Origin of the sequence: Amycolatopsis sp. SB7-3 (assembly GCF_041021335.1) — a bacterium.
In the GTDB taxonomy this organism is placed as follows: Bacteria; Actinomycetota; Actinomycetes; order Mycobacteriales; family Pseudonocardiaceae; genus Amycolatopsis; species Amycolatopsis japonica.
This window is the reverse complement of record NZ_JBFPJQ010000008.1, coordinates 215,320-233,271: the sequence shown is the minus strand read 5'-3', so window position 1 is coordinate 233,271 and position 17,952 is coordinate 215,320. Positions and strand designations below refer to the sequence as shown.

Genomic DNA, 17,952 nt, shown 5'->3' with positions numbered 1-17,952 from the left:
GTGAAGGCCCCCTTCCCTCGGCTCAGCCGAGGGAAGGGGGCCTTCACGCGCTACGGGGTTTCCGCAGCAGGGAACTTTGTGTTACAAAGTGCGAGTGAGCTTTGTAGTTCAGAGTGCTCGAAGGGGGAGAGTCATGGCGGACGCGTTCAGCCTCGAAGGGCTGGTCAAGCGTTTCGGTGACGTCCTGGCCGTCGAAGACGTCAGCATGCGGGTCGCGCCAGGGGAGGTGGTGGCGCTGCTCGGGCCGAACGGCGCGGGCAAATCGACCACCATCGACATGCTGCTGGGGCTGAGCAGGCCGGACGACGGCCGGGTCCGGGTCGCCGGGCTCAGCGCGGCCGAGGCGATGGACCGGGGGATGGTCGGCGCGATGGCGCAGAACGGGACGCTGCTGCGGGACGCCACGGTCGCCGAACTGGTCGGCCTGTTCGCGTCGCTGCACCGGAATCCGCTGCCGGTCCGCGAGGTGCTCAAGCGGGCGGGCGTCACCGAGTACGCGAACCGCCGCTGCGGCAAGCTTTCCGGTGGCGAGCAGCAGCGGGTCCGGTTCGCGCTCGCGCTGGTCGGCGATCCGGATCTGCTGGTGCTCGACGAACCCACCGCAGCCATGGACGTCGACGGGCGGCGCCGGTTTTGGGCGTCGATGCGCGAGTACACCGAGACGGGCCGCACCGTCCTCTTCGCGACGCATTACCTCGCCGAGGCCGAGGATTACGCGGACCGCGTGGTGCTCATGCGGCACGGCCGGGTCGTCGCGGACGGTCCCGTCGGCGAGGTGCGGGCCGCGGTCGCCGGGCGGGTGCTGCGCGCCGTCGTCCCGGATGCCACCCAAGCCGCGCTCGCCGCGCTGCCCGGGGTCTCGCGAGCCGTGCTGCGCGCCGGGCACGCGGAACTGAACTGTGCCGACTCCGACGCCGCCGTCCGCGGCCTGCTGCGCGAGTTCCCGCTCGCCGCGAACATCGAAATCACCGCTGTGGGACTGGAAGAAGCCTTCATCGCGCTGACCACGGACGAGACTGAGGGAGCGCTGCGATGAACCCCGCCTACCTCGCGCTGGAGATCAAGCGCATCGTCCGCAGCCCGCAGTTCGCGTTGTTCACCATCGGCATGCCGCTGGCGATGTTCCTGTTGTTCGGCGGGATCTTCGGTGCCCGCGAGATCGCTCCTGGCATCTCGACGGCGACGGTGACCATGGTGAACATGGCCGCGTACGGCGCCATGACCGCCGCGCTGTTCACCGGCACCCGCGTCGCCACCGAGCGCACCGACGGCTGGCAGCGCACCCTGCGGCTGACGCCGTTGCGCGCGCCCGGCTACCTGATGGTCAAGGTGGCGGCCGGACTGTTCGTCGCCTTGCCCGTCCTGCTGGTGATCTTCGCGGCCGGGATGATCCGCGGCATCCGGCTCGAAACCGGCCAGTGGCTCACGATCTTCGGCACGCTGTGGCTCGGGACGCTGCCGTTCGCCGTACTGGGCCTCATGATCGGCCTGTTCGGCAAGGGCGACACCGTCCAGGCCGTGACCGGCGCGCTGATGCTGCCGCTGGGCATGTTCGGCGGGTTGTGGATCCCGCTGCAGGTGCTGCCGGGCTGGATGAACACCGCTGGGCACCTCATGCCGACGTACTGGCTCGGCGAGATCGGCCGCGCTCCGGTGCTCGGCGGCTCGGGCATGGTGACCGCCGTCGGAGTGCTCGCGGCGTGGCTGGTGGTGCCCGCGCTCGTGGTGATGGCGAGGTTCCGGCTCGACACGGCGAGGCTGTGAACCCGTGTTAGTTTTCCCAAGTGGTGGAGGATGAACGGGACGGCGACGAGCGGCCGATGACGCCCGAGGAGTCGCTCGCGCTCATCGCCACGCAGTCGGAGCGGACCCGGCGCGAGATCGGGCCGAATCCGGCCGTGCTGCTCGCCGTCTGGGGTCTGGTGTGGCTGTTCGGTTTCGGGCTGATCTACGTCTCCGCCCCGCCGACGGCGTTGATGCCGCTGTGGGTCGCCGCCGTGATCACCGTCGTCGGTTTCGCCGGGGCCATGACGTACTCGGCGATCTACGGCATCCGCGCGGGCCGCGGCGTACACGGCCCGTCCCGGCTCGTCGGGGCGATGTACGGGTGGAGCTGGATGATCGCGTTCGGCGGACTGACGGTGGTGAACACCGCGCTGATCCGTCTGGGCATCGACGCCGACCTGATCCCGTTGCTCTGGTCCGGGACCGCGCTCATGCTGACCGGCCTGATGTACCTCGCCGGCGGAATGCTGTGGCAGAGCAAACTGCAGTACGGCCTCGGCGTGTGGATCATCGCGTGCGGCGCGGCGAGCGTGCTGGCCGGGGGACCGTACAACTTCCTCGTGCTGAGCGTCGCGGGCGGCGGTGGCTTCCTGGTGGCGTCCCTGGTCTTCCTGGTGCGGGCGCGATGAGTGAGGACGGGCTGCCCCAGCTGGACCCGGTGATCCACGCGCAGGCGCGGCTGCGGGTCACCGTGGCCCTGTCGAGCCTGGGGCCGGGGGACAGCATCACCTTCCCGCGGTTGCAGCAACTGCTGGACATGACGCCGGGCAACCTGTCGACGCATCTGCGCAAACTCGAGGACGCCGGCTACGTCGGGATCACCAAGGCCTTCGAACATCGCACGCCGGTGACGCTGGTCGAGCTGACCACCCGTGGCCGGGCCGCGTTCGAGGAGTACACGAAGGCCCTGCACCGTCTTCTCGAGGTGCCGGGCGATGGGCGGGCATGACCGGTGGGTCATCCACCTCGACATGGACGCGTTCTACGCCTCCTGTGAACAGCTGACCCGGCCGACCCTGGCGCACCGCCCGGTCCTGGTCGGCGGCGCGGGCCCGCGCGGCGTGGTCGCCGGGGCGAGTTATCAGGCGCGCGAACACGGGATCAAATCGGCGATGCCGATGTCGCAGGCGCGGCGGCTGTTGCCGCCCAACGGGGTCATCCTGCCGCCGCGGTTCAAACTGTACGAATTGCTGAGCACTCAGGTGTTCGACCTCGTCGCCACGTACGCGCCCGTGCTGGAACGGATCTCCCTCGACGAGGCCTTCGCGGAACCGCCGTCACTGGCCGGGGCTTCGTCGGAGGACGTGCGGGAGTTCGGTGCGCGCCTGCGGGAGCACATCCGCTCCGACATCGGCCTGGTGGCGTCGATCGGGGCGGCGTCGGGGAAACAGGTCGCGAAGGTCGCTTCGGATCTGGCGAAACCGGACGGGCTGCTCGTCGTCGACCAGGGCACCGAACGCGATTTCCTCGCGCCGCTGCCGACCAGGGTGCTGTGGGGGATCGGCCCGGTGGCGGAGGGGAAACTGCGCGCGATCGGCGTCCGGACACTGGGGCAGCTGACCGAGCTCTCCGACGCCGACGCGGTGTCCACTTTGGGCAGTGTGGTCGGGCGGGACCTGCGGCGGCTGGCGACCGGCGTCGACGACCGGCCGGTGTCCGACCGCGCGGAGCTCAAGCAGGTCAGCGCGGAGACGACGTTCGACCGCGACCTGATCGACCTGCCGAGCCTGCGGCGCGAGGTCCGCGACCTCGCCGTGCACGCGCACCGGCGGCTGGTCAACGCAGGCCGGGTCGCGCGGACGGTGGTGGTGAAACTGCGGCACACCGATTTCAGCACGGTGACGCGTTCGGAGACGATGGCCTCGCCCACCGACGAATTCGACCAGCTCGCCGCGATGGCGGAACGGCTGCTGATCGACCCGACCGAATTCGGCGGGGTGCGGCTGGCCGGTGTCGCGTTGTCCGGGCTGTCGGTGCCGCATCAGGATCCGCTGTTCACGCTTTCCGTTCCGGCGCCGGACGTGCCGGTGGTCGAACGGGCGCCCGCGCCGGTGGCCGTGGTCTCGTCGAGCTGGCGGCCCGGCGACGACGTCGTGCACGACGAGTTCGGCACCGGCTGGGTGCAGGGCGCCGGGCACGGCCGGGTGACCGTCCGGTTCGAGACGCGGTCCAGCGGGCCGGGGGTCGCGCGGACCTTCACCCAGGAGGATCCGGCGCTGCGCCGGGGAGAACCCGGCGACTGCCTGGCCTGAACACCGAACTCGCGTGATTGAAGGCGGAACTCACGTGATTGAAGGCGGAACTCACGTGCTTGGAGGCCGATCTCGTCGGGGCGGCGGGCCGGTAAGGCAGGATGGAGGGGACTGTCACCCGATCGAGGGAATCGATGTTCAGCTCCCGCGTCCGCCAGACCACCGCCCTCCTCGGCGCCGCCGTCCTGCTCGCCGCGTGCAGCGGCACCCCTGAGCAGCAGCCGCCGCCCGCCGCCTCCGAGGCTCCGCAGGTGAGCCAGGCGCCGGACGGGTCGTTCACCGTGGTCGCCACCGGCGACGTGCTGATCCACCCCGCGCTGACCGAGCAGGCGAAGGAGGACGGCGGCGGCAAGATCGACTACCGGCCGCTGCTGGCCGGGATCAAACCGCTGATCTCCGGGGCCGACCTCGGCATCTGTCACCTCGAAACCCCGCTCGCGCCGAAGGGCGGGCCGTACAGCGGCTATCCGTCGTTCAGCGCGCCGCCGGAGATCGTCGACGCGCTCAAGGACACCGGGTACGACAACTGCTCGACCGCGTCGAACCACACGATCGACCAGGGCGTGGACGGCGCGACCCGCACGCTCGACAAACTCGACGAGGCGGGGATCAAGCACACCGGTTCGGCGCGTTCGGCCGAAGAGGCGAAGAAGCCGCTGATCGTCGACGTCAACGGCGTCAAGGTCGCCCAGATCTCCTTCGCCTACGGGTTCAACGGGATCAAGGTGCCCGCGGGCAAACCCTGGCTGGTCAACCAGATCGACGCCGAGGCCGTGATCGCCCAGGCCAAGGCCGCGCGGAAGGCGGGCGCCCAGGTCGTCCTCGCGAGCCTGCACTGGGGCACCGAGTACCAGCACGATCCGACCGCCGAACAGCGCACGCTGGCGAAGAAACTCCTCGGCGACGACTCGATCGACCTGATCATCGGCCACCACGCGCACGTCGTGCAGCCCTTCGAGCAGATCAACGGCAAGTGGGTGGCCTACGGTCTCGGCAACAGCGTCGCCCGGCACTCGGAACCGAAGGGCTCGACCGAACAGGGCGCCGCGGCGCGGTTCCGGTTCGTGCGGGACGGCGACCGCTGGAAGGTCGACAAGGCCGAATACATGCCGACGCTGGTCCAGCTCGGCCCGCCGATCCGGCTGCTCGACCTGACCGCGGGACAGGCCGGGAACGCCGGCGCGGAAGCGCTCAAGGCCACCGATGAGGTCGTCCTCAGTCGCGGTGCCGGTGACCAGGGCTTGACCCGGCCCGGCCGCTGACCTGAGGGGACAGGGGTGGGCTCTTCCCCGCCCACCCCTGCCTTACCGCGCCCGGCTTCAATACCGTCGCCGTACCACCAGTTTCGCGAGGGCCGCGAGCTCGGCGCCTGGGCGGGGCACCGGGTTCGCGACGGCGAGATGGTGCAGCGCGCCGGTCAGGAGCGCGTCGGCCTGCTCCTGGCTCCACGTCCGGCCGCCCGCCCGTTCCACCAGCTCCGCCGCGTGGGGCAACTCCGCGGCGTCGAGGTTTTCCTTGCGGTACAAGGCATCCAGTTCTCGCCCGGCGTCCGTCCCCGAGTGGAGCGCGGCCACCACCGGCAGGGACTTCTTCCGGTTGGAGAGATCCGAGTGGACCGGTTTCCCGGTCACCGCCGGATCGCCCCAGATCCCGAGGAGATCGTCGATGTGCTGGAACGCCAGCCCGAGTGCCCTCCCGTACTCGGTCAGCCGGTCGACCTGATCCTGCCTCCCTTCTCCGGCCAGCGCTCCGAGCGTGCACGACGCCCCGAGCAACGCGCCGGTCTTCCCCTCGGCCATGCGAACGCATTCGGCGGTGTCGACGTCACCGCGTTCCTCGAACTTCAGATCGGCGCTCTGCCCTTCCAGCAGGTCGATCACGGCGGTGCTGAGCACCCGCAGCGCGGTCTGCCCGAACGGCGCCAGTATCTCGAAGGCACGGCACAGCAAGGCGTCCCCGGCGAGGATCGCCGCGCCGGTGCCGAAAACGGTCCAGGCGGTCGGGCGGTGCCGCCGCGTGGTGTCGGAGTCCATCACGTCGTCGTGCAGCAGGGAGAAGTTGTGCACCATCTCCACCGCGACGCCCACCGGGACGGCGGTCTCGGCGTCCCCGCCGACCGCTTGCGCCGACAACAACGCCAGCGCGGGCCGCAGCGCCTTCCCGCTGTCCGAAGTGGACGGACGGCCGTGTTCGTCCCACCAGCCGAAGTGGTAACCGGCGATGAGCCGCATCGACTCGGGCAGTCCGTCGACGGCTTCACGCAAGGCCGGGTCGAGGAGATTCCGGCTCCAGGTCAGTACCTCGCCGGCGGGCCGGGCGCCGGTATGGGTCTCGATGGTCGTCAACGGACTCCCTTTCAGTCGACCCGGTGAACCGCGATTTTTCGCAATTCGCGGATACCCATTCGAGTGGGGTGGGCGCAAAGTCAACATAGCAAGGCGTAATGCCCGGTCAAACAGCTCGATCGGGTCTACGGAGAGGTTCACCTGTTTGCCGGATTGGGCCGGACGCGCGTTCTCCGGCGGCCGATCGGGCGCCGTCACTACGCGAAATGCCCGTATGCGGCGAGGTCGGTGACGTCTCGTGGTGGCCGCTCACCCGGTCGTGAAGCGGGGTTCTCCGACCGGTGACGGGCCTTTCCGGCGCGTGTCGGAAAGGGTTTCGAGTCGTGGGAAATTGGGCCGAGCCGGTGATGATCGACTTCTCTCCGTCCGCCGCTGGTATGAATTGATTCAACCGGTCTTTTCCGTTCGTCGAAGGGTGAACTAGTTTCAGCAGTCTCCCGCCTGGAAGGACTCGAATGGGTATTTACCTGACCGGCATCGCCTGGGTCGTCGGCGCGGCGGCCCTCGCGGGACTCGTCGGCTACCTCGTCCGCAAGTTCGGCTGGGACGAAGGACGGCCCGACAACAACGACGCCGCCGGCCAGGTGTTCACCATCGTCGGCGGGCTGCACGCCGTCCTGGTCGCGTTCATCCTGATCTCCCTCTTCGATTCCGCGAGCGCGGCGCGCGAGGGCTCCTACCACGAGGCGGACAGCCTGGTCGCCGCCGTCTGGGCCGCCGATTCGCTGGGGACCGAGGTCAAGGACGAGGTCCGGAAGCTGAGCACCGAGTACATCACCACGGTCGAGCAGAAGGAATGGCCGCTGATGGCCGGAGGGCAGACGACCCTCCCGGACGCCGGCTGGACGCAGCTCGACCGGTTGCGCAAGGCGGTGGACAAGGCCCCGACGGACGACGACTGGCTCCGCGAGCGCAAGACCGAGGCGAACACCCAGCTCTGGCAGGTCTACGAGGCGCGGCAGGAGCGGCTCAACGCGGTCGTGGGCGGCCGGGTCGGCGGTGTCGTGTGGTTCGCGCTCATCCTCGGCAGTCTCATCTCGGCACTGCTGCCCAACCTGTTCGGCGGCACCCGGCTGGCCGCGCATCTGGTGATCGTGTCCACCCTGGCCGGCACGGTCACGTTGCTGCTGTTCGCGATCTACCAGCTGCAGAACCCGTTCGGCGGTGGGGTGCGGATTCCGCCGGACGCGTTCACCGCCGCGCTGGCGAGGATCTCTTGAGCCGGTGAGCACTGTGGACGGGGTGACCCGCGCGGCGGCGACGGTGGCCGTCGCCGGGCTGGTGGGGGCGTCGGCGCTCCTGGCGCCGATGGCCGCGCGAGCCGCCGAATCGTGCCTGGTGGTGCAGGCGGAGACCGGGTCGTACGGCAAGTCGAAACTGCGCTGGCTCGACGTCGGCTCCGGCACGACGTCACGGGTGACCGAGCCGGGCTACCGGCTCAACGCGCTCGGCTATTCCGCGACGCGTGATCTGGTCTTCGGTGTCGCCGAAGGACTCAGCCGGGGCGCGCACGCGGTGACGATCGACCGGGCGGGGAAGACCCGGGACCTCGGCCCGATCACCCGCGCCGGGAACCGGCTGCCGCTGTGGAGCCCCGTCGCCGGGGTGACCGCCGGCGCGATCGGCGGGGATTCCTGGTACCTGCTCAGGAACGGCACACTGTACACAGTGGACTTGACGCCGGGGGAGCGGTTCCTGCGGGTGATCAGGACGGTGTTCCTGCGGCCGATCACGCTCGCCCACGACGTCAACGATTTCGCCTACCACAACGGTTTGCTGTACGGGGTTTCCACCACCTGGCGCGGAAAAGGCGCCGTGATCACCATCGATCCGGAGACCGGCAAGGTCCGTGAAGCCGAAGACGCGCGTTTCCCGCCCGCCGACGTCTACGGCTCGGTGGTGCTCGGCCGCGACGGTGCCCTGTACGCCACGGCGAACCGGATCGGCGGGCGCAGTGTGCTCTACCGGCTGGACCGGAGCGGGCAGGTGACCGTGGTGCTTTCGGGGCCGCCGCTGGCGGGTTCGGACGCCGCGGGCTGTCTCACCGCGCCGGAACCTGAGCCGCCCAAGCCTGAGCCGCCGAAGCCGGAACCACCCAAACCGACGCCCACACCCACTCCTTCGCCTACTTCCACGCCGCCGTCGCCCAGTCCGTCACCGTCTCCTTCGCCGAGCCCGAGCCCGAGCCCGACTCCGAGTCCGTCGCAGACGCCTTCGCCTTCGCCGTCGTCGAGTCCGGCGCCCACGTCCGCTCCCCAGGTGATGCCGCAGCCGCCCGTTTCCCCGCCGAGGCCGTCTCGTTCGGCGGCGCCCAGGGAGCGGAAGGAGGTGGCGGCGGAGGTCGACGCGCACGCCCGCACGAAGGAGAAACGACGGTGGGGCTTGACCGCATTGGTCCTGATCCTCGGCGGTGGCGCGGCGGCCGGTGCCGTCCGGCGGGCGCGGTGAGTCAGTACTTGAACTGGTCCACGTTCTCGCGCGTGATCAGGAGCGGGTCGCCCAGCAGCAGGGTCTTCTTGTCTTCCTCGTACTTGATCGCGGGGAGTTCGAGGTTGACCTTGTTCGACGGGCCGGGCAGTTTGCCCTCGGCGATCTGCTTGCCCGCCCAGGCGGTGAGGTAGCCGAGCGATTCGACGTTCCACAGCACCGAGAGCGACGCGGAACCGTCCAGCAGGTACGGCTTGATCGCCTGCGGGGTCCCGACGCCGACGGTGAAGACGCGGCCGATCTTCTGCTGCGAGCGGACCGCTTCGGCGACGCCGGGTGCGGACGTCGTGCATTCGCCGACCAGGCCGGTGAGGTCCGGGTACTTGGTCATCAGCTGTTTGGCCAGCGCGGTGGCGTTGTCCTTGTCCTCACCGGCGTAGACCGTCTCGACGAGCTGGGCATGGGGGTACTGGGTAGCGGTATAGGCACGCTGAACGGCGATCCACGCGTTGAGGTTCTCGGCGGTCTCGCCACAGGAGACGATCGCGTACTTGCCCGCGTTCCCCATCTTCTTCATCAGCGCGTCGGTGAGCGCCTTGCCGATGCCTTCCGAGGTCGCCTGATTGACGAAGAGCTCGCGATCGGTGCCCGGCGCGTCGGTGTCCGAAGTGATCACATGGACGCCCTTGGCCCGCGCGTCGGTGATCGCGGGAGCGATCGCCCTGGGATCGTTCGGCGCGATCGCGATGACGTCCACCTGCTGGTCGACGAGGCCGCGCACGATCGAGACCTGCGCCGCGGGGTCCACCGTGACCGGACCGGTCGAGGTCCATTCGACACCGAGCTGCTTGGCCGCGGCCCGCCCGCCGGTGTTCATCGCCTCGAAGTACGGGATGCCGGCGACCTTCGGCACGAACGCGATCCGGATCGGCCTGGCCGCCATGCCCGCCGGCTCTTCGCCGTCACATCCGGCCAGCCCGAACACCATGCCCAAAACGAGCACAGTGGCAACGACGAGCGTCTTCGTCGGCCCTCGCATCTCCACCCCATAGTCACGGAACCATCTGAACCAGCCGATCGGTCTACGCGCGGTGGAGACCTCCGGCGAAACTAGGGGTCTCCGGTTACCCCGGTCAACCGGATGAGCGCAAAGGGTTACGGAAGTGAGTTCATCGACCTGGGACGATTACCCAGTCGGCCTCCGGGGGTGACGGTGAGCGACGACTCGCCCTGCGTTCAATACGGGCGGGGGGTATGGTCTCCCGTATGGACGGCGCAAGGCATGGAGCAAGCTTGCCGATGGCGGTGTCGGCGACCCTGCACTGCCTCACCGGCTGTGCGATCGGTGAGGTCCTCGGCATGGTCGTCGGCACCGCGCTCGGCCTCGGCAACCTGGCGACGGTCATCCTCTCGGTGGTGCTCGCCTTCGTCTTCGGTTACGCGCTGACCATGCGCGGCGTGCTGAAGTCGGGGCTGCCGTTCGGCGCCGCGCTCAAGGTGGCGCTGGCCGCCGACACCGTGTCGATCGCGGTCATGGAGATCGTCGACAACGCGGTCATGCTGGTGGTGCCGGGCGCCATGGACGCCGGGCTCGGCACCCTGCTGTTCTGGGGTGCGCTGGTGTTCTCGCTGGCGGTGGCGTTCGTGCTGACGGTGCCGGTGAACAAGTGGATGATCGGGCGCGGGCTGGGGCACGCGAAGGTCCACGCGCACCACGGTGGTCACTGAGCCGTTCTTCGGCGCTCCCGGTTACACCACTGGTCACGCGCGGCCGCGCCGGAACGCGTTGCGAAAGCCACTTTCGCAACCTTCAACGTTGCGAAAGTGGCTTTCGCAACACCACGCCGCAGCCGGAAAGCCCGCCGGGCTCAGACGCTCGACAGATCGACGGCCCGGTCGATCTCCCTCGGCATCAGCACCCGCAGAATGCCCTCCAGCAGGTAGTAGTCGCCGTACGGCAACGAAACCTCGACACCGTCCTCGGCCCGCCGGTTGCGCGTGCCCCGCGCCATGATCGCCTCGGCCCGCGTGGATTTCGCGGTCAGGCACGTGTCGCACAGCGCGGTGAGGATCCGGATCGCGGCTTCGCGGTACTGCGGCCGGTTCGCCACCTTCGCCAGGTCGAGCAATCCGCACGCCATCACGGCCCCGGCGGAGGAGTCCTTGATGTCGTACGGCGCCTGCGGTGCGAGGTAGTCCCACACCGGCACGTTGTCCGGAGTCAGCGCGCGCAGCGCGAAGTCGGCCAGGCGTCGCGCGGTCCGCAGGAACAGCGGATCCCCGGAGCGCCGGTACATGGTGGTGAACCCGTAGATGCCCCAGGCCTGACCGCGCGACCAGCACGACGTCGGGCTGTAGCCCTGCACGGTGTTCGGCCCGATCTCGGCGCCGGTCTCCGGGTCGAAATCGAAGACGTGCGGGGTCGAACCGTCCGGGCGCACGAAGACCCGTTCGGTGGTCTTCGCGTGCGCGACGGCGATGTCGAGGTACTTCCGGTCTCCGGTCTGCTGGCTCGCGAAGGTCAGCAGGTCCAGGTTCATCATCGTGTCGACGATGACCCGGCCCGCGTTGCCCGGCGTGCCGAGCGCGCCCCACGCCCGGATGAACCGGCCTTTTTCGTTGTAGCGCTGGATAAGCGACGCGGCCGCGTTGAGTGCGCCGGCCCGCCACTTCTCGTCGCCGGTGAGCCGCCAACCGGTCACCCACGACGGGTAGAAGAGGAATCCGAGGTCGTGATCCCTGGTCTCGTACTGGCGCGGCGCGAGCCTTTCCGCCGATGTCATAGCGAGTGTGCGGAATAGCGGATCACCGCTGTAGATCGAGGCGAGCCACAAAGTGCCCGGCCAGAATCCGCCGATCCAGCCGCCGTTCTGCGAATAGGTCCATTTCTCGAATCGGGTGATCTCCGGAAAGGCCGTGACGCCGGGGGCGACGGCCCGCAGCTTGGTCACCGCGTAATCGGCCGTTCGGCGGAAAGTCCTTAGCCCGTCGGCTTCTTCCCCTGCCGCGCTGGCGGCCGGGGTGATCGTCGTCGCCGCGACGGCGGCACCGGCAGCGGTGGTCAAGAGGGTTCGCCGGGAAACGTTCACAATGTCCGCCATTCGTCAGTGGGAACGCGTCACGGGAGTTTCGCACGACGATTACGGACTTGTGAAGACCATTCATGGTTGTGAATAACCGCGTCACTCAGCGGGACGGATGTTCGCGTTGTGGTGGAACACGTTGTCCGGGTCGTACACCGCCTTGATGGCGGCCAGCCGCGCGTACTTCTCCGCGCCGAACGCCGTACGCACGCGGTCTTCGTCGTATTCGTTCATGAAGTTGAGATAACCGCCGTAGTTGTTGGAATGCGGCAGGAGTTCCTCCCACAACGACCGCACCCAAGCCCGGTCGGCGGCCAGGAGTTCCGGCGTCGGCGCGGTCGCAGCGAGGCCGATGACGAACCCTGGCGTCCGCGGTCCGCCGAACGCGGTCGCGTCGTCGGGCACCGTCGAGAACGTGTCCTGCAACGGCACGATCGGCATCACGGTCGTCGGCGACGCCTTGTCCGGCAAGCGCGAGGCGATCACGTCGATGACCTTTTCGGACAGTGCGGAGACGTAAAGCGACTTCTCGTAGGCGAGGATGCCCCGGGGCGCGGTCGGGTCGAGCAGTTTCTGCAGGTCCGCGTACGGCATCGGCGTGACGAGTTCGAACGCCGTGGGCAGCCCGCCCCGGATCCGCTCGACCAGCCGCTCGTGCCGCTCGGGGCCGTCGAAGCCGGCGACGACCAGCGCGAGCCCCGGCGCGAAGTGGTGCTCCGGCGGGACGAACGGCGCGGGCGGCGCGGTGATCCCGACGAGCATGGAACCGGTGCCCGGCGGCAGCGTCGCGATCACGTCCTTCGCGAACCGCATCGCGTCGGGCGCGTCCGCCAGTGTCCAGAAGAACAGCCCGACCTCGGCGAGACCGACCCGGTGCAGCCGGAACTCGAATTCCGTGACCACGCCGAAGTTCCCGCCACCGCCGCGCAAGGCCCAGAACAGATCCGGATGCTCTGCTTCGGACGCCCGCAGGATCCGGCCGTCGGCCGTCACGACCTCCGCCGAAAGCAGGTTGTCGATCGTGAGCCCGTGTTTCGCGGTCAGCCAGCCGAAGCCGCCCCCGAGGGTGAGGCCGCCGACGCCGGTGTCGCTCACCGTGCCGCCGACCGTCGCGAGCCCGTACCGCTGCGTCGTTTCGTCGAGGTCGGCCCAGACGGCGCCGCCCCCGGCCCGCGCGGTGCGGGCGTCGGGATCGACGGTGATCCGGCGTAGCCCGCCGAGGTCGATCACCAGACCGTCGTCGGCCACGGCGGAACCGCTGAAACTGTGCCCGCCACCGCGAACGGTGATCTCGAGACCCTTTTCGCGGCCGAAGGCCAGCGCGGTGACGACGTCTTCGCGGGTGGCGCATTCGGCGACCACCGCCGGACGCCGGTCGATGTCGCCGTTCCACACGGCGCGGGCGGTGTCGTAGCCCGGATCGGCGGCGGTGACCACCGTGCCGGAGAGCTTTTCGCGCAACGTGGTCGTTTCGGGCGGATTCATGGGGACCCCCTCAGGTCGTGGCTACCGCAAGTCTCGATGGCGGACGCCGCGGCCCAAGGTCCGCACGAGCGGGAGAAGGGGCGGACGAAAGGGCGAAGGCCCGGCGTTATGGGGTACGCCGGGCCTTCGCGATCAGGAGTGCGTCAGCACTTGGGTGCCACCGGCAGGTCTGATCCGGTCTGCAGGTAGGTGTCGGAGATGTAGTGTCCCGGCCCGATCCGGTCCCAGATGTTGCTGGTGCCGAACTTGCCGGTGACGGTCTCGCCCTCGACGTAGCATTCGATGTTGACCTTCGCGTAGTTCGCCGCGAGGCCCTTGATCGCCGCCGAGGTGCTCGCCGAAGCGCGGACGTTCATCGGGTCGCCCGCGGTGCTGACGACGCCGGTCGGACCGGAGCCGGTCCACAGGTAGGAGACGTTGACCCAGCCGTTGTCCGTCATCTTCAGGCCGTCCCAGAAGGTGCCGTCAGCGAGGTCGATACCCGCCGGGTTGGCCACCTTGCGGCCGAACTCGTCCTTGCCGCCGTTGTAGCCGTCCTGGTACGCGGCCTGCGCCTCGGGCTTGCCCTGCGGCAGGTTCTTCCACATCTGGCGGGTGGCCGACGGGTTCCAGTAGTCGTCCTTGGTGTTCCACGGGCCGACGTCCCACACCGGCGCGTATTCGCAGCGGCTGTTGTCGGTGCGGCAGATGCGGACGGTGTAGTTGCCGGTGTTCTTCGGCGCCAGGCCGCGGCCCGAGGGGAGGGCGACGAAGTGGTCGCGGGACTTGATCACGTGCCCGTTGGCGGTGGTGCCGCCGACGAGGCCTTCGCGGGTGCCGTAGACCTTGTACGTCAGCGGGGCAGCGGCCGCGCCGATCGCGTTCACCTGCGGCGCGAGCTCACCCAGGAGGGTGACGTCGCTGACCTTCGCGGTCACGCCGTCGTTGACCGTGCGCAGTCCGACGCGGACCTGGACCGTGGAGACCGAAGCGGACAGCTGGGTGCCACCGTCGGCGGGAGTCCACTCCGTCCAGTCCTGGGAGTTGAGCTTGCCGCGGACGTCGACCTCGACCTCGGTGCCCTTCGGCACGTCGGCGGTCACCTGGGCGGTGACGCGGTTGACCGGCTTCCCGAGCTTCTGCTCGGCCAGCAGCAGGTAGCCCTGGCTGCCGATGGAGTCGGGTTTTCTGTGCCAGGCGGCGTTTTCCAGGCTGAGCACACCGCCGTCGCTACGGACGTTGACGTCGTCGCCGTCCACAGTGGACAGGTCGGCGCGCCAGCTTCCTTCGGGCGCGGCGTTCGCGGGGCTGGCGGCGAGCGCGGTGACCGCCCCCACGGCCAGCACGGCCGCCATCACCCGGCGGGCCTTCACGGTCCGGACCATTCCGGTCTCCCTTCGAGCACTCTCGGTTGCTACGAAGGGAGCTTCGCCGGGGGCTGTACACGATCGATACAAACGCAAGTCGGCACCCGATCGCGGTGCGTGAACACCGCGCTCAGGTGCCGAAAGGCGAAACGGTCAGGCGCTCGCGGAGTCGTTGTAGGACGCTTCGGCCGACTCCTGCAGGCGCGAAGCGAGCGCGGATTCCTGCGGCCGTGCGGAGAGTTCCCGCCACAACGCCAGCGCGCGTTCCGAATAGGTCCGAGACCGCTCGGGCTGGCTCAGCGCCTCGTGCAGTTCGCCGAGCAACTGCGACACCTCGGCCTCGGACCGGCGGTCCCCGTTCCGCCGGTGCACGCTCAGCGAATTGACCAGCAGCAGTTGCGCGTGCGCCAGATCGCCGCTGTGCAGGTACAGCTCGCCGAGATTCTGGTTCGCGTAGCCGACGCAGTGGTCGTCGCCGAGTTCGTTGAAGAGGGCGATGGCGCGGTCGACCCACTCCCGCGCGCCCGCGAGGTCGCCCTGGTGCTGACGCAGCATCGCGAGCCGCTTCAACGCGTGCGCCTCCCGATGCCGGTCCCCGATCCGGGCGGACTGTTCGAGGGCCTCGGTGAACCAGCGTTCCGCTTCGGCGAACCGGCGCCGCGCGAGCCACACCGCACCGATCGCGATCCGCGCGAGGGCCTCGCCATGCGGGTCGCCCGCCGCCGAGAACTGGTCGAGCGCCGCGTGACAATGCTCCAGCGCGACGGTGTCCTCGCCCTTGATCCGCAGCACCGTGCCGAGCCCGGCCAGCGCGATCGCCGCGCCCTGCGCGTCGCCGACCTTGTCGAACAGCAGCTGCGACTGCTCGAACGCGACCAGGGCCTCGGCGTAACTGTCCTGGTACAGCTGGATCTGCCCGAGGTTGCGCTGGATGATCGCCTCGCCGCGGACCTCGCCGGACCGCCGGGCGGCGGCCAGCGCGACGGCGTGCGTGTGCAGCCAGTCGTCCTGGTGACCGCGCTGGTCGAAGTACGGTGCCAGCGCGGCGGCGAGCCGCCAGGCCAGCGAATCGAAGCCGAGGTCGGCGGCCAGCGAGACGGCGGCGACACAGGTGTGCCGTTCGGCGGCGAACCACGCGGCCGGATCCTCGATCAGCCTGCCGGTCCCCCGAGGGAGCGCGGGCTGGACCGCGGTGTCGTCCCGGTAGAGGCCGAAGAAGTGGATCGGCAGCCGGTCGGCGGCCTCGACCGCGAGCGCGAGATAGCCCTCCAGCACCCGTTTCGTGGCGTCATGGGCTTTCGCCGGGACGTCCTGCGCGCGGAGTTCGAGTGCGTAACACCGCAACAGGTCGTGCAGGCGGTAGCGAGGCTCGCCGGTGGTGTCCGAGCCGCTGAGCTCGACCAGATGGGCGTCCACCAGCACGTCGAGGACGTCGTCCCCGTGTTCGCGGCCGAGCAGGGCCGCGACCACCCAGCCGGGGAACTGCACCGAGCCGAGCCCGCCGAGGCCGCGGAACGCGGTCGCCGCCGACATGGGCAGCAGGTCGTAGCTGAGGGTGACGCTCGCCCGCACGGCGAGATCGCCGACGCGGAGTTCGTCCAATCTTCGTCTCTCGTCCCGCAGCCGGTCCGCCAATACCCGCAACGTCCAGCCCGGCCGGTGCGTCAGCTTCGCCCCGGCGACCCGGATCGCCAGCGGCAGATACCCGCAGTGACGCAGGATCGCGGTCGCGCACTCCGGCTCCGCGGCGACCCTCTGGGCACCGACGATGCCTTCGAGTAGCTTCGCGGCCTCGGCTTCGGGCAGGAGCTCGACGTCGACCGGGGTCGCCCCGGCCAGATCCGGCATCCGGATCCGGCTGGTGATCAGCACCGCGCACGAACCCGCACCGGGCAGCAGCGGCCGGACCTGCGCCGCGCTGCCGGCGTCGTCGAGGACCACGCACATCCGCATGGTCGACAGCCGCGACCGCAGCAACGCCGCGCGTTCGGGAAGATCGCGCGGCAGCCCCGCGTCGGGGACGCCCAGCGCGCGGAGCAACTCGGCGAGCACCGTCATCGGGGGCCGGGGCGAGGACGACGTCCCGGCGAGGTCGACGTGCAGCTGACCGTCCGGGAAGTCGTCCCGGACCGCGTGCGCCACCCGGATCGCGACGGAGGACTTGCCGATCCCTGGCGCCCCGGAAAGCACGGCGATCGCCGGCTTCCCCTGTTCCCGGCGCTCGCGGAAGAGGCCGACGAGCTCGCCGACCACGTCGTCACGGCCGGTGAAGTCCGGCAGGTCCAGCGGCAGCTGGCAGACCGGAGCCATCGGCCGGGCGAGGGCCGCGGACACCGCGTCCTGGGTCGCGGACGGCGTGAGGACCAGCGAGGCCCGCAGCTCCCTCAGCCGCGGGCCCGGTTCGGTGCCGAGCTCCTCGGCCAGCACCTTCTCGGCCGTTTCGTAGGCCTCGATCGCGTCGGCCGTGCGGCCGTCGGCCCGCAGCGCGACGATCAGCTGCTGCCAGAGCTCCTCGCGCAGGGGATGCTCGGTGACCAGGCCGCGCAGTTCGGCGACGGCCTCCGCGGTCCGGCCGAGTTCGATCCTCGCCCGCAGCCGCTGTTCCTGCACCGCCAGCCGCAGTTCCGACAGCCGGGCCACGGTCGCGCCCCAGCCGTGGTCGTGGGGGAGGCCTTCGAGTACTTCCCCGCGCCACAGGGCTTCGGCCTGATCCAGCAGGTCGAGAGCGGATTCGGCCTCGCCGCGGCCGAGCGAGTCCTGCGCGCGGGCGGCCAGTTCGCCGAACCGGATGTGGTCGATCTCCTCGGGCGTGGCCTTGAGGATGTAGCCGGACGCCCGGCTCCCGATGCGCTCCCCGAGCGCGGGGTCGTGGTCGGCGAGGCGTTTGCGAAGTGAGTGGACGTAGGTGCGGATGTTCGCGGCCGCCGACCGGGGAGCCGACGAAGGCCACAGGACCTCGATCAGCAGTTCGGTGGAGACGACGACGTTGGGCTGGAGCAGGAGAGCGGCCAGCAGCAGACGGGGTTTGGGGCCGCCGAGCGGCACCACCTGCCCGTCCACCGCCACTTCGAGCGGACCGAGAACGCGAAACCCGAGAATAGTCACCTAAACCGCCAATACGGCAGGAGCCCCATATCCGCCGATAATATTGCCGTCCCGCCATGGTTGGCTAGATCCATTCGCATGCATGTGCAGACACCGGTCGGCGTTTGTACGTGACGTGTACGAC

The 17,952-nt window shown here is 69.6% G+C and carries 15 protein-coding genes; 9 read left to right on the top strand and 6 right to left on the bottom strand.

The window, feature by feature from the left end:
• Positions 1–133: 133 nt before the first annotated feature.
• The 6 genes from AB8M46_RS37410 to AB8M46_RS37385 all read left to right on the top strand — a co-directional run bounded on the left by AB8M46_RS37410 (position 134) and on the right by AB8M46_RS37385 (position 5,299).
• A complete protein-coding gene (locus AB8M46_RS37410) occupies positions 134–1,036 on the top strand; it encodes an ABC transporter ATP-binding protein (protein WP_125735548.1) in 903 nt (300 codons plus the stop codon).
• Positions 1,033–1,764 carry an ABC transporter permease gene (locus AB8M46_RS37405; protein WP_394363240.1) on the top strand — a complete coding sequence of 244 codons (732 nt, stop codon included), beginning with the start codon at positions 1,033–1,035 and terminating at the stop codon, positions 1,762–1,764. Before AB8M46_RS37410 ends, AB8M46_RS37405 begins: the two co-directional genes overlap by 4 nt.
• A 20-nt stretch (positions 1,765–1,784) precedes the next feature.
• Complete coding sequence (locus AB8M46_RS37400) at positions 1,785–2,414, top strand: hypothetical protein (protein WP_394363238.1); 630 nt, start codon at positions 1,785–1,787, stop codon at positions 2,412–2,414.
• Entirely contained in the window at positions 2,411–2,734 is a 324-nt protein-coding gene (locus AB8M46_RS37395) for a transcriptional regulator (protein WP_016332004.1), read from the top strand. The genes AB8M46_RS37400 and AB8M46_RS37395 overlap by 4 nt, the downstream gene beginning before the upstream one ends.
• Positions 2,721–4,037 (top strand): DNA polymerase IV, encoded by a 1,317-nt coding sequence (locus AB8M46_RS37390; protein ID WP_378426341.1) that lies wholly within the window; start codon positions 2,721–2,723, stop codon positions 4,035–4,037. The genes AB8M46_RS37395 and AB8M46_RS37390 overlap by 14 nt, the downstream gene beginning before the upstream one ends.
• A 134-nt stretch (positions 4,038–4,171) precedes the next feature.
• Positions 4,172–5,299 carry a CapA family protein gene (locus AB8M46_RS37385; protein WP_394363237.1) on the top strand — a complete coding sequence of 376 codons (1,128 nt, stop codon included), beginning with the start codon at positions 4,172–4,174 and terminating at the stop codon, positions 5,297–5,299.
• Positions 5,300–5,356: 57 nt separating this feature from the next.
• Here AB8M46_RS37385 and AB8M46_RS37380 read toward each other — a convergent pair whose 3' ends face one another.
• Entirely contained in the window at positions 5,357–6,382 is a 1,026-nt protein-coding gene (locus AB8M46_RS37380) for a family 2 encapsulin nanocompartment cargo protein polyprenyl transferase (protein WP_037346564.1), read from the bottom strand.
• A 455-nt stretch (positions 6,383–6,837) separates the two neighbouring features.
• Between AB8M46_RS37380 and AB8M46_RS37375 the strand changes: the two genes are divergently transcribed.
• Positions 6,838–7,602 (top strand): hypothetical protein, encoded by a 765-nt coding sequence (locus AB8M46_RS37375; protein ID WP_394363236.1) that lies wholly within the window; start codon positions 6,838–6,840, stop codon positions 7,600–7,602.
• A gap of 4 nt (positions 7,603–7,606) precedes the next feature.
• A complete protein-coding gene (locus AB8M46_RS37370) occupies positions 7,607–8,830 on the top strand; it encodes a DUF6923 family protein (RefSeq protein ID WP_394363235.1) in 1,224 nt (407 codons plus the stop codon).
• Between the two features lies 1 nt (position 8,831).
• Here AB8M46_RS37370 and AB8M46_RS37365 read toward each other — a convergent pair whose 3' ends face one another.
• Positions 8,832–9,848, bottom strand: coding sequence for an autoinducer 2 ABC transporter substrate-binding protein (locus tag AB8M46_RS37365; RefSeq protein ID WP_394363234.1), 1,017 nt, complete (start codon positions 9,846–9,848; stop codon positions 8,832–8,834).
• 260 nt (positions 9,849–10,108) lie between these two features.
• On the opposite strand from AB8M46_RS37365, the gene AB8M46_RS37360 reads away from it, so the two are divergent.
• Complete coding sequence (locus AB8M46_RS37360; protein ID WP_394363289.1) at positions 10,109–10,537, top strand: DUF4396 domain-containing protein; 429 nt, start codon at positions 10,109–10,111, stop codon at positions 10,535–10,537.
• Between the two features lie 140 nt (positions 10,538–10,677).
• On the opposite strand, the gene AB8M46_RS37355 is transcribed toward AB8M46_RS37360, so the two are convergent.
• From AB8M46_RS37355 to AB8M46_RS37340, 4 genes are all read right to left on the bottom strand, one after another.
• Positions 10,678–11,898: a glycoside hydrolase family 88 protein gene (locus AB8M46_RS37355; RefSeq protein ID WP_394363288.1), complete on the bottom strand. Its 1,221-nt coding sequence runs from the start codon at positions 11,896–11,898 to the stop codon at positions 10,678–10,680.
• Between the two features lie 93 nt (positions 11,899–11,991).
• Complete coding sequence (locus AB8M46_RS37350) at positions 11,992–13,377, bottom strand: FAD-binding oxidoreductase (protein WP_394363233.1); 1,386 nt, start codon at positions 13,375–13,377, stop codon at positions 11,992–11,994.
• Positions 13,378–13,520: 143 nt separating this feature from the next.
• The gene (locus AB8M46_RS37345) at positions 13,521–14,741 is read right to left on the bottom strand and encodes a hypothetical protein (protein WP_394363232.1); all 1,221 of its coding nucleotides are present in this window, start codon (positions 14,739–14,741) and stop codon (positions 13,521–13,523) included.
• A 135-nt stretch (positions 14,742–14,876) separates the two neighbouring features.
• Positions 14,877–17,828 (bottom strand): BTAD domain-containing putative transcriptional regulator, encoded by a 2,952-nt coding sequence (locus tag AB8M46_RS37340; RefSeq protein ID WP_394363231.1) that lies wholly within the window; start codon positions 17,826–17,828, stop codon positions 14,877–14,879.
• Between the last annotated feature and the right edge of the window lie 124 nt (positions 17,829–17,952).

Bases quoted from the DNA above. Each gene is read 5' to 3' on its own strand.
- AB8M46_RS37410 (WP_125735548.1), top strand. From the start codon at position 134: ATGGCGGACGCGTTCAGCCTCGAAGGGCTGGTCAAGCGTTTCGGTGAC.
- AB8M46_RS37405 (WP_394363240.1), top strand. From the start codon at position 1,033: ATGAACCCCGCCTACCTCGCGCTGGAGATCAAGCGCATCGTCCGCAGC.
- AB8M46_RS37395 (WP_016332004.1), top strand. From the start codon at position 2,411: ATGAGTGAGGACGGGCTGCCCCAGCTGGACCCGGTGATCCACGCGCAG.
- AB8M46_RS37390 (WP_378426341.1), top strand. From the start codon at position 2,721: ATGGGCGGGCATGACCGGTGGGTCATCCACCTCGACATGGACGCGTTC.
- AB8M46_RS37385 (WP_394363237.1), top strand. From the start codon at position 4,172: ATGTTCAGCTCCCGCGTCCGCCAGACCACCGCCCTCCTCGGCGCCGCC.
- AB8M46_RS37375 (WP_394363236.1), top strand. From the start codon at position 6,838: ATGGGTATTTACCTGACCGGCATCGCCTGGGTCGTCGGCGCGGCGGCC.
- AB8M46_RS37365 (WP_394363234.1), bottom strand. From the start codon at position 9,848: ATGCGAGGGCCGACGAAGACGCTCGTCGTTGCCACTGTGCTCGTTTTG.
- AB8M46_RS37360 (WP_394363289.1), top strand. From the start codon at position 10,109: ATGGCGGTGTCGGCGACCCTGCACTGCCTCACCGGCTGTGCGATCGGT.
- AB8M46_RS37350 (WP_394363233.1), bottom strand. From the start codon at position 13,377: ATGAATCCGCCCGAAACGACCACGTTGCGCGAAAAGCTCTCCGGCACG.
- AB8M46_RS37345 (WP_394363232.1), bottom strand. From the start codon at position 14,741: ATGGTCCGGACCGTGAAGGCCCGCCGGGTGATGGCGGCCGTGCTGGCC.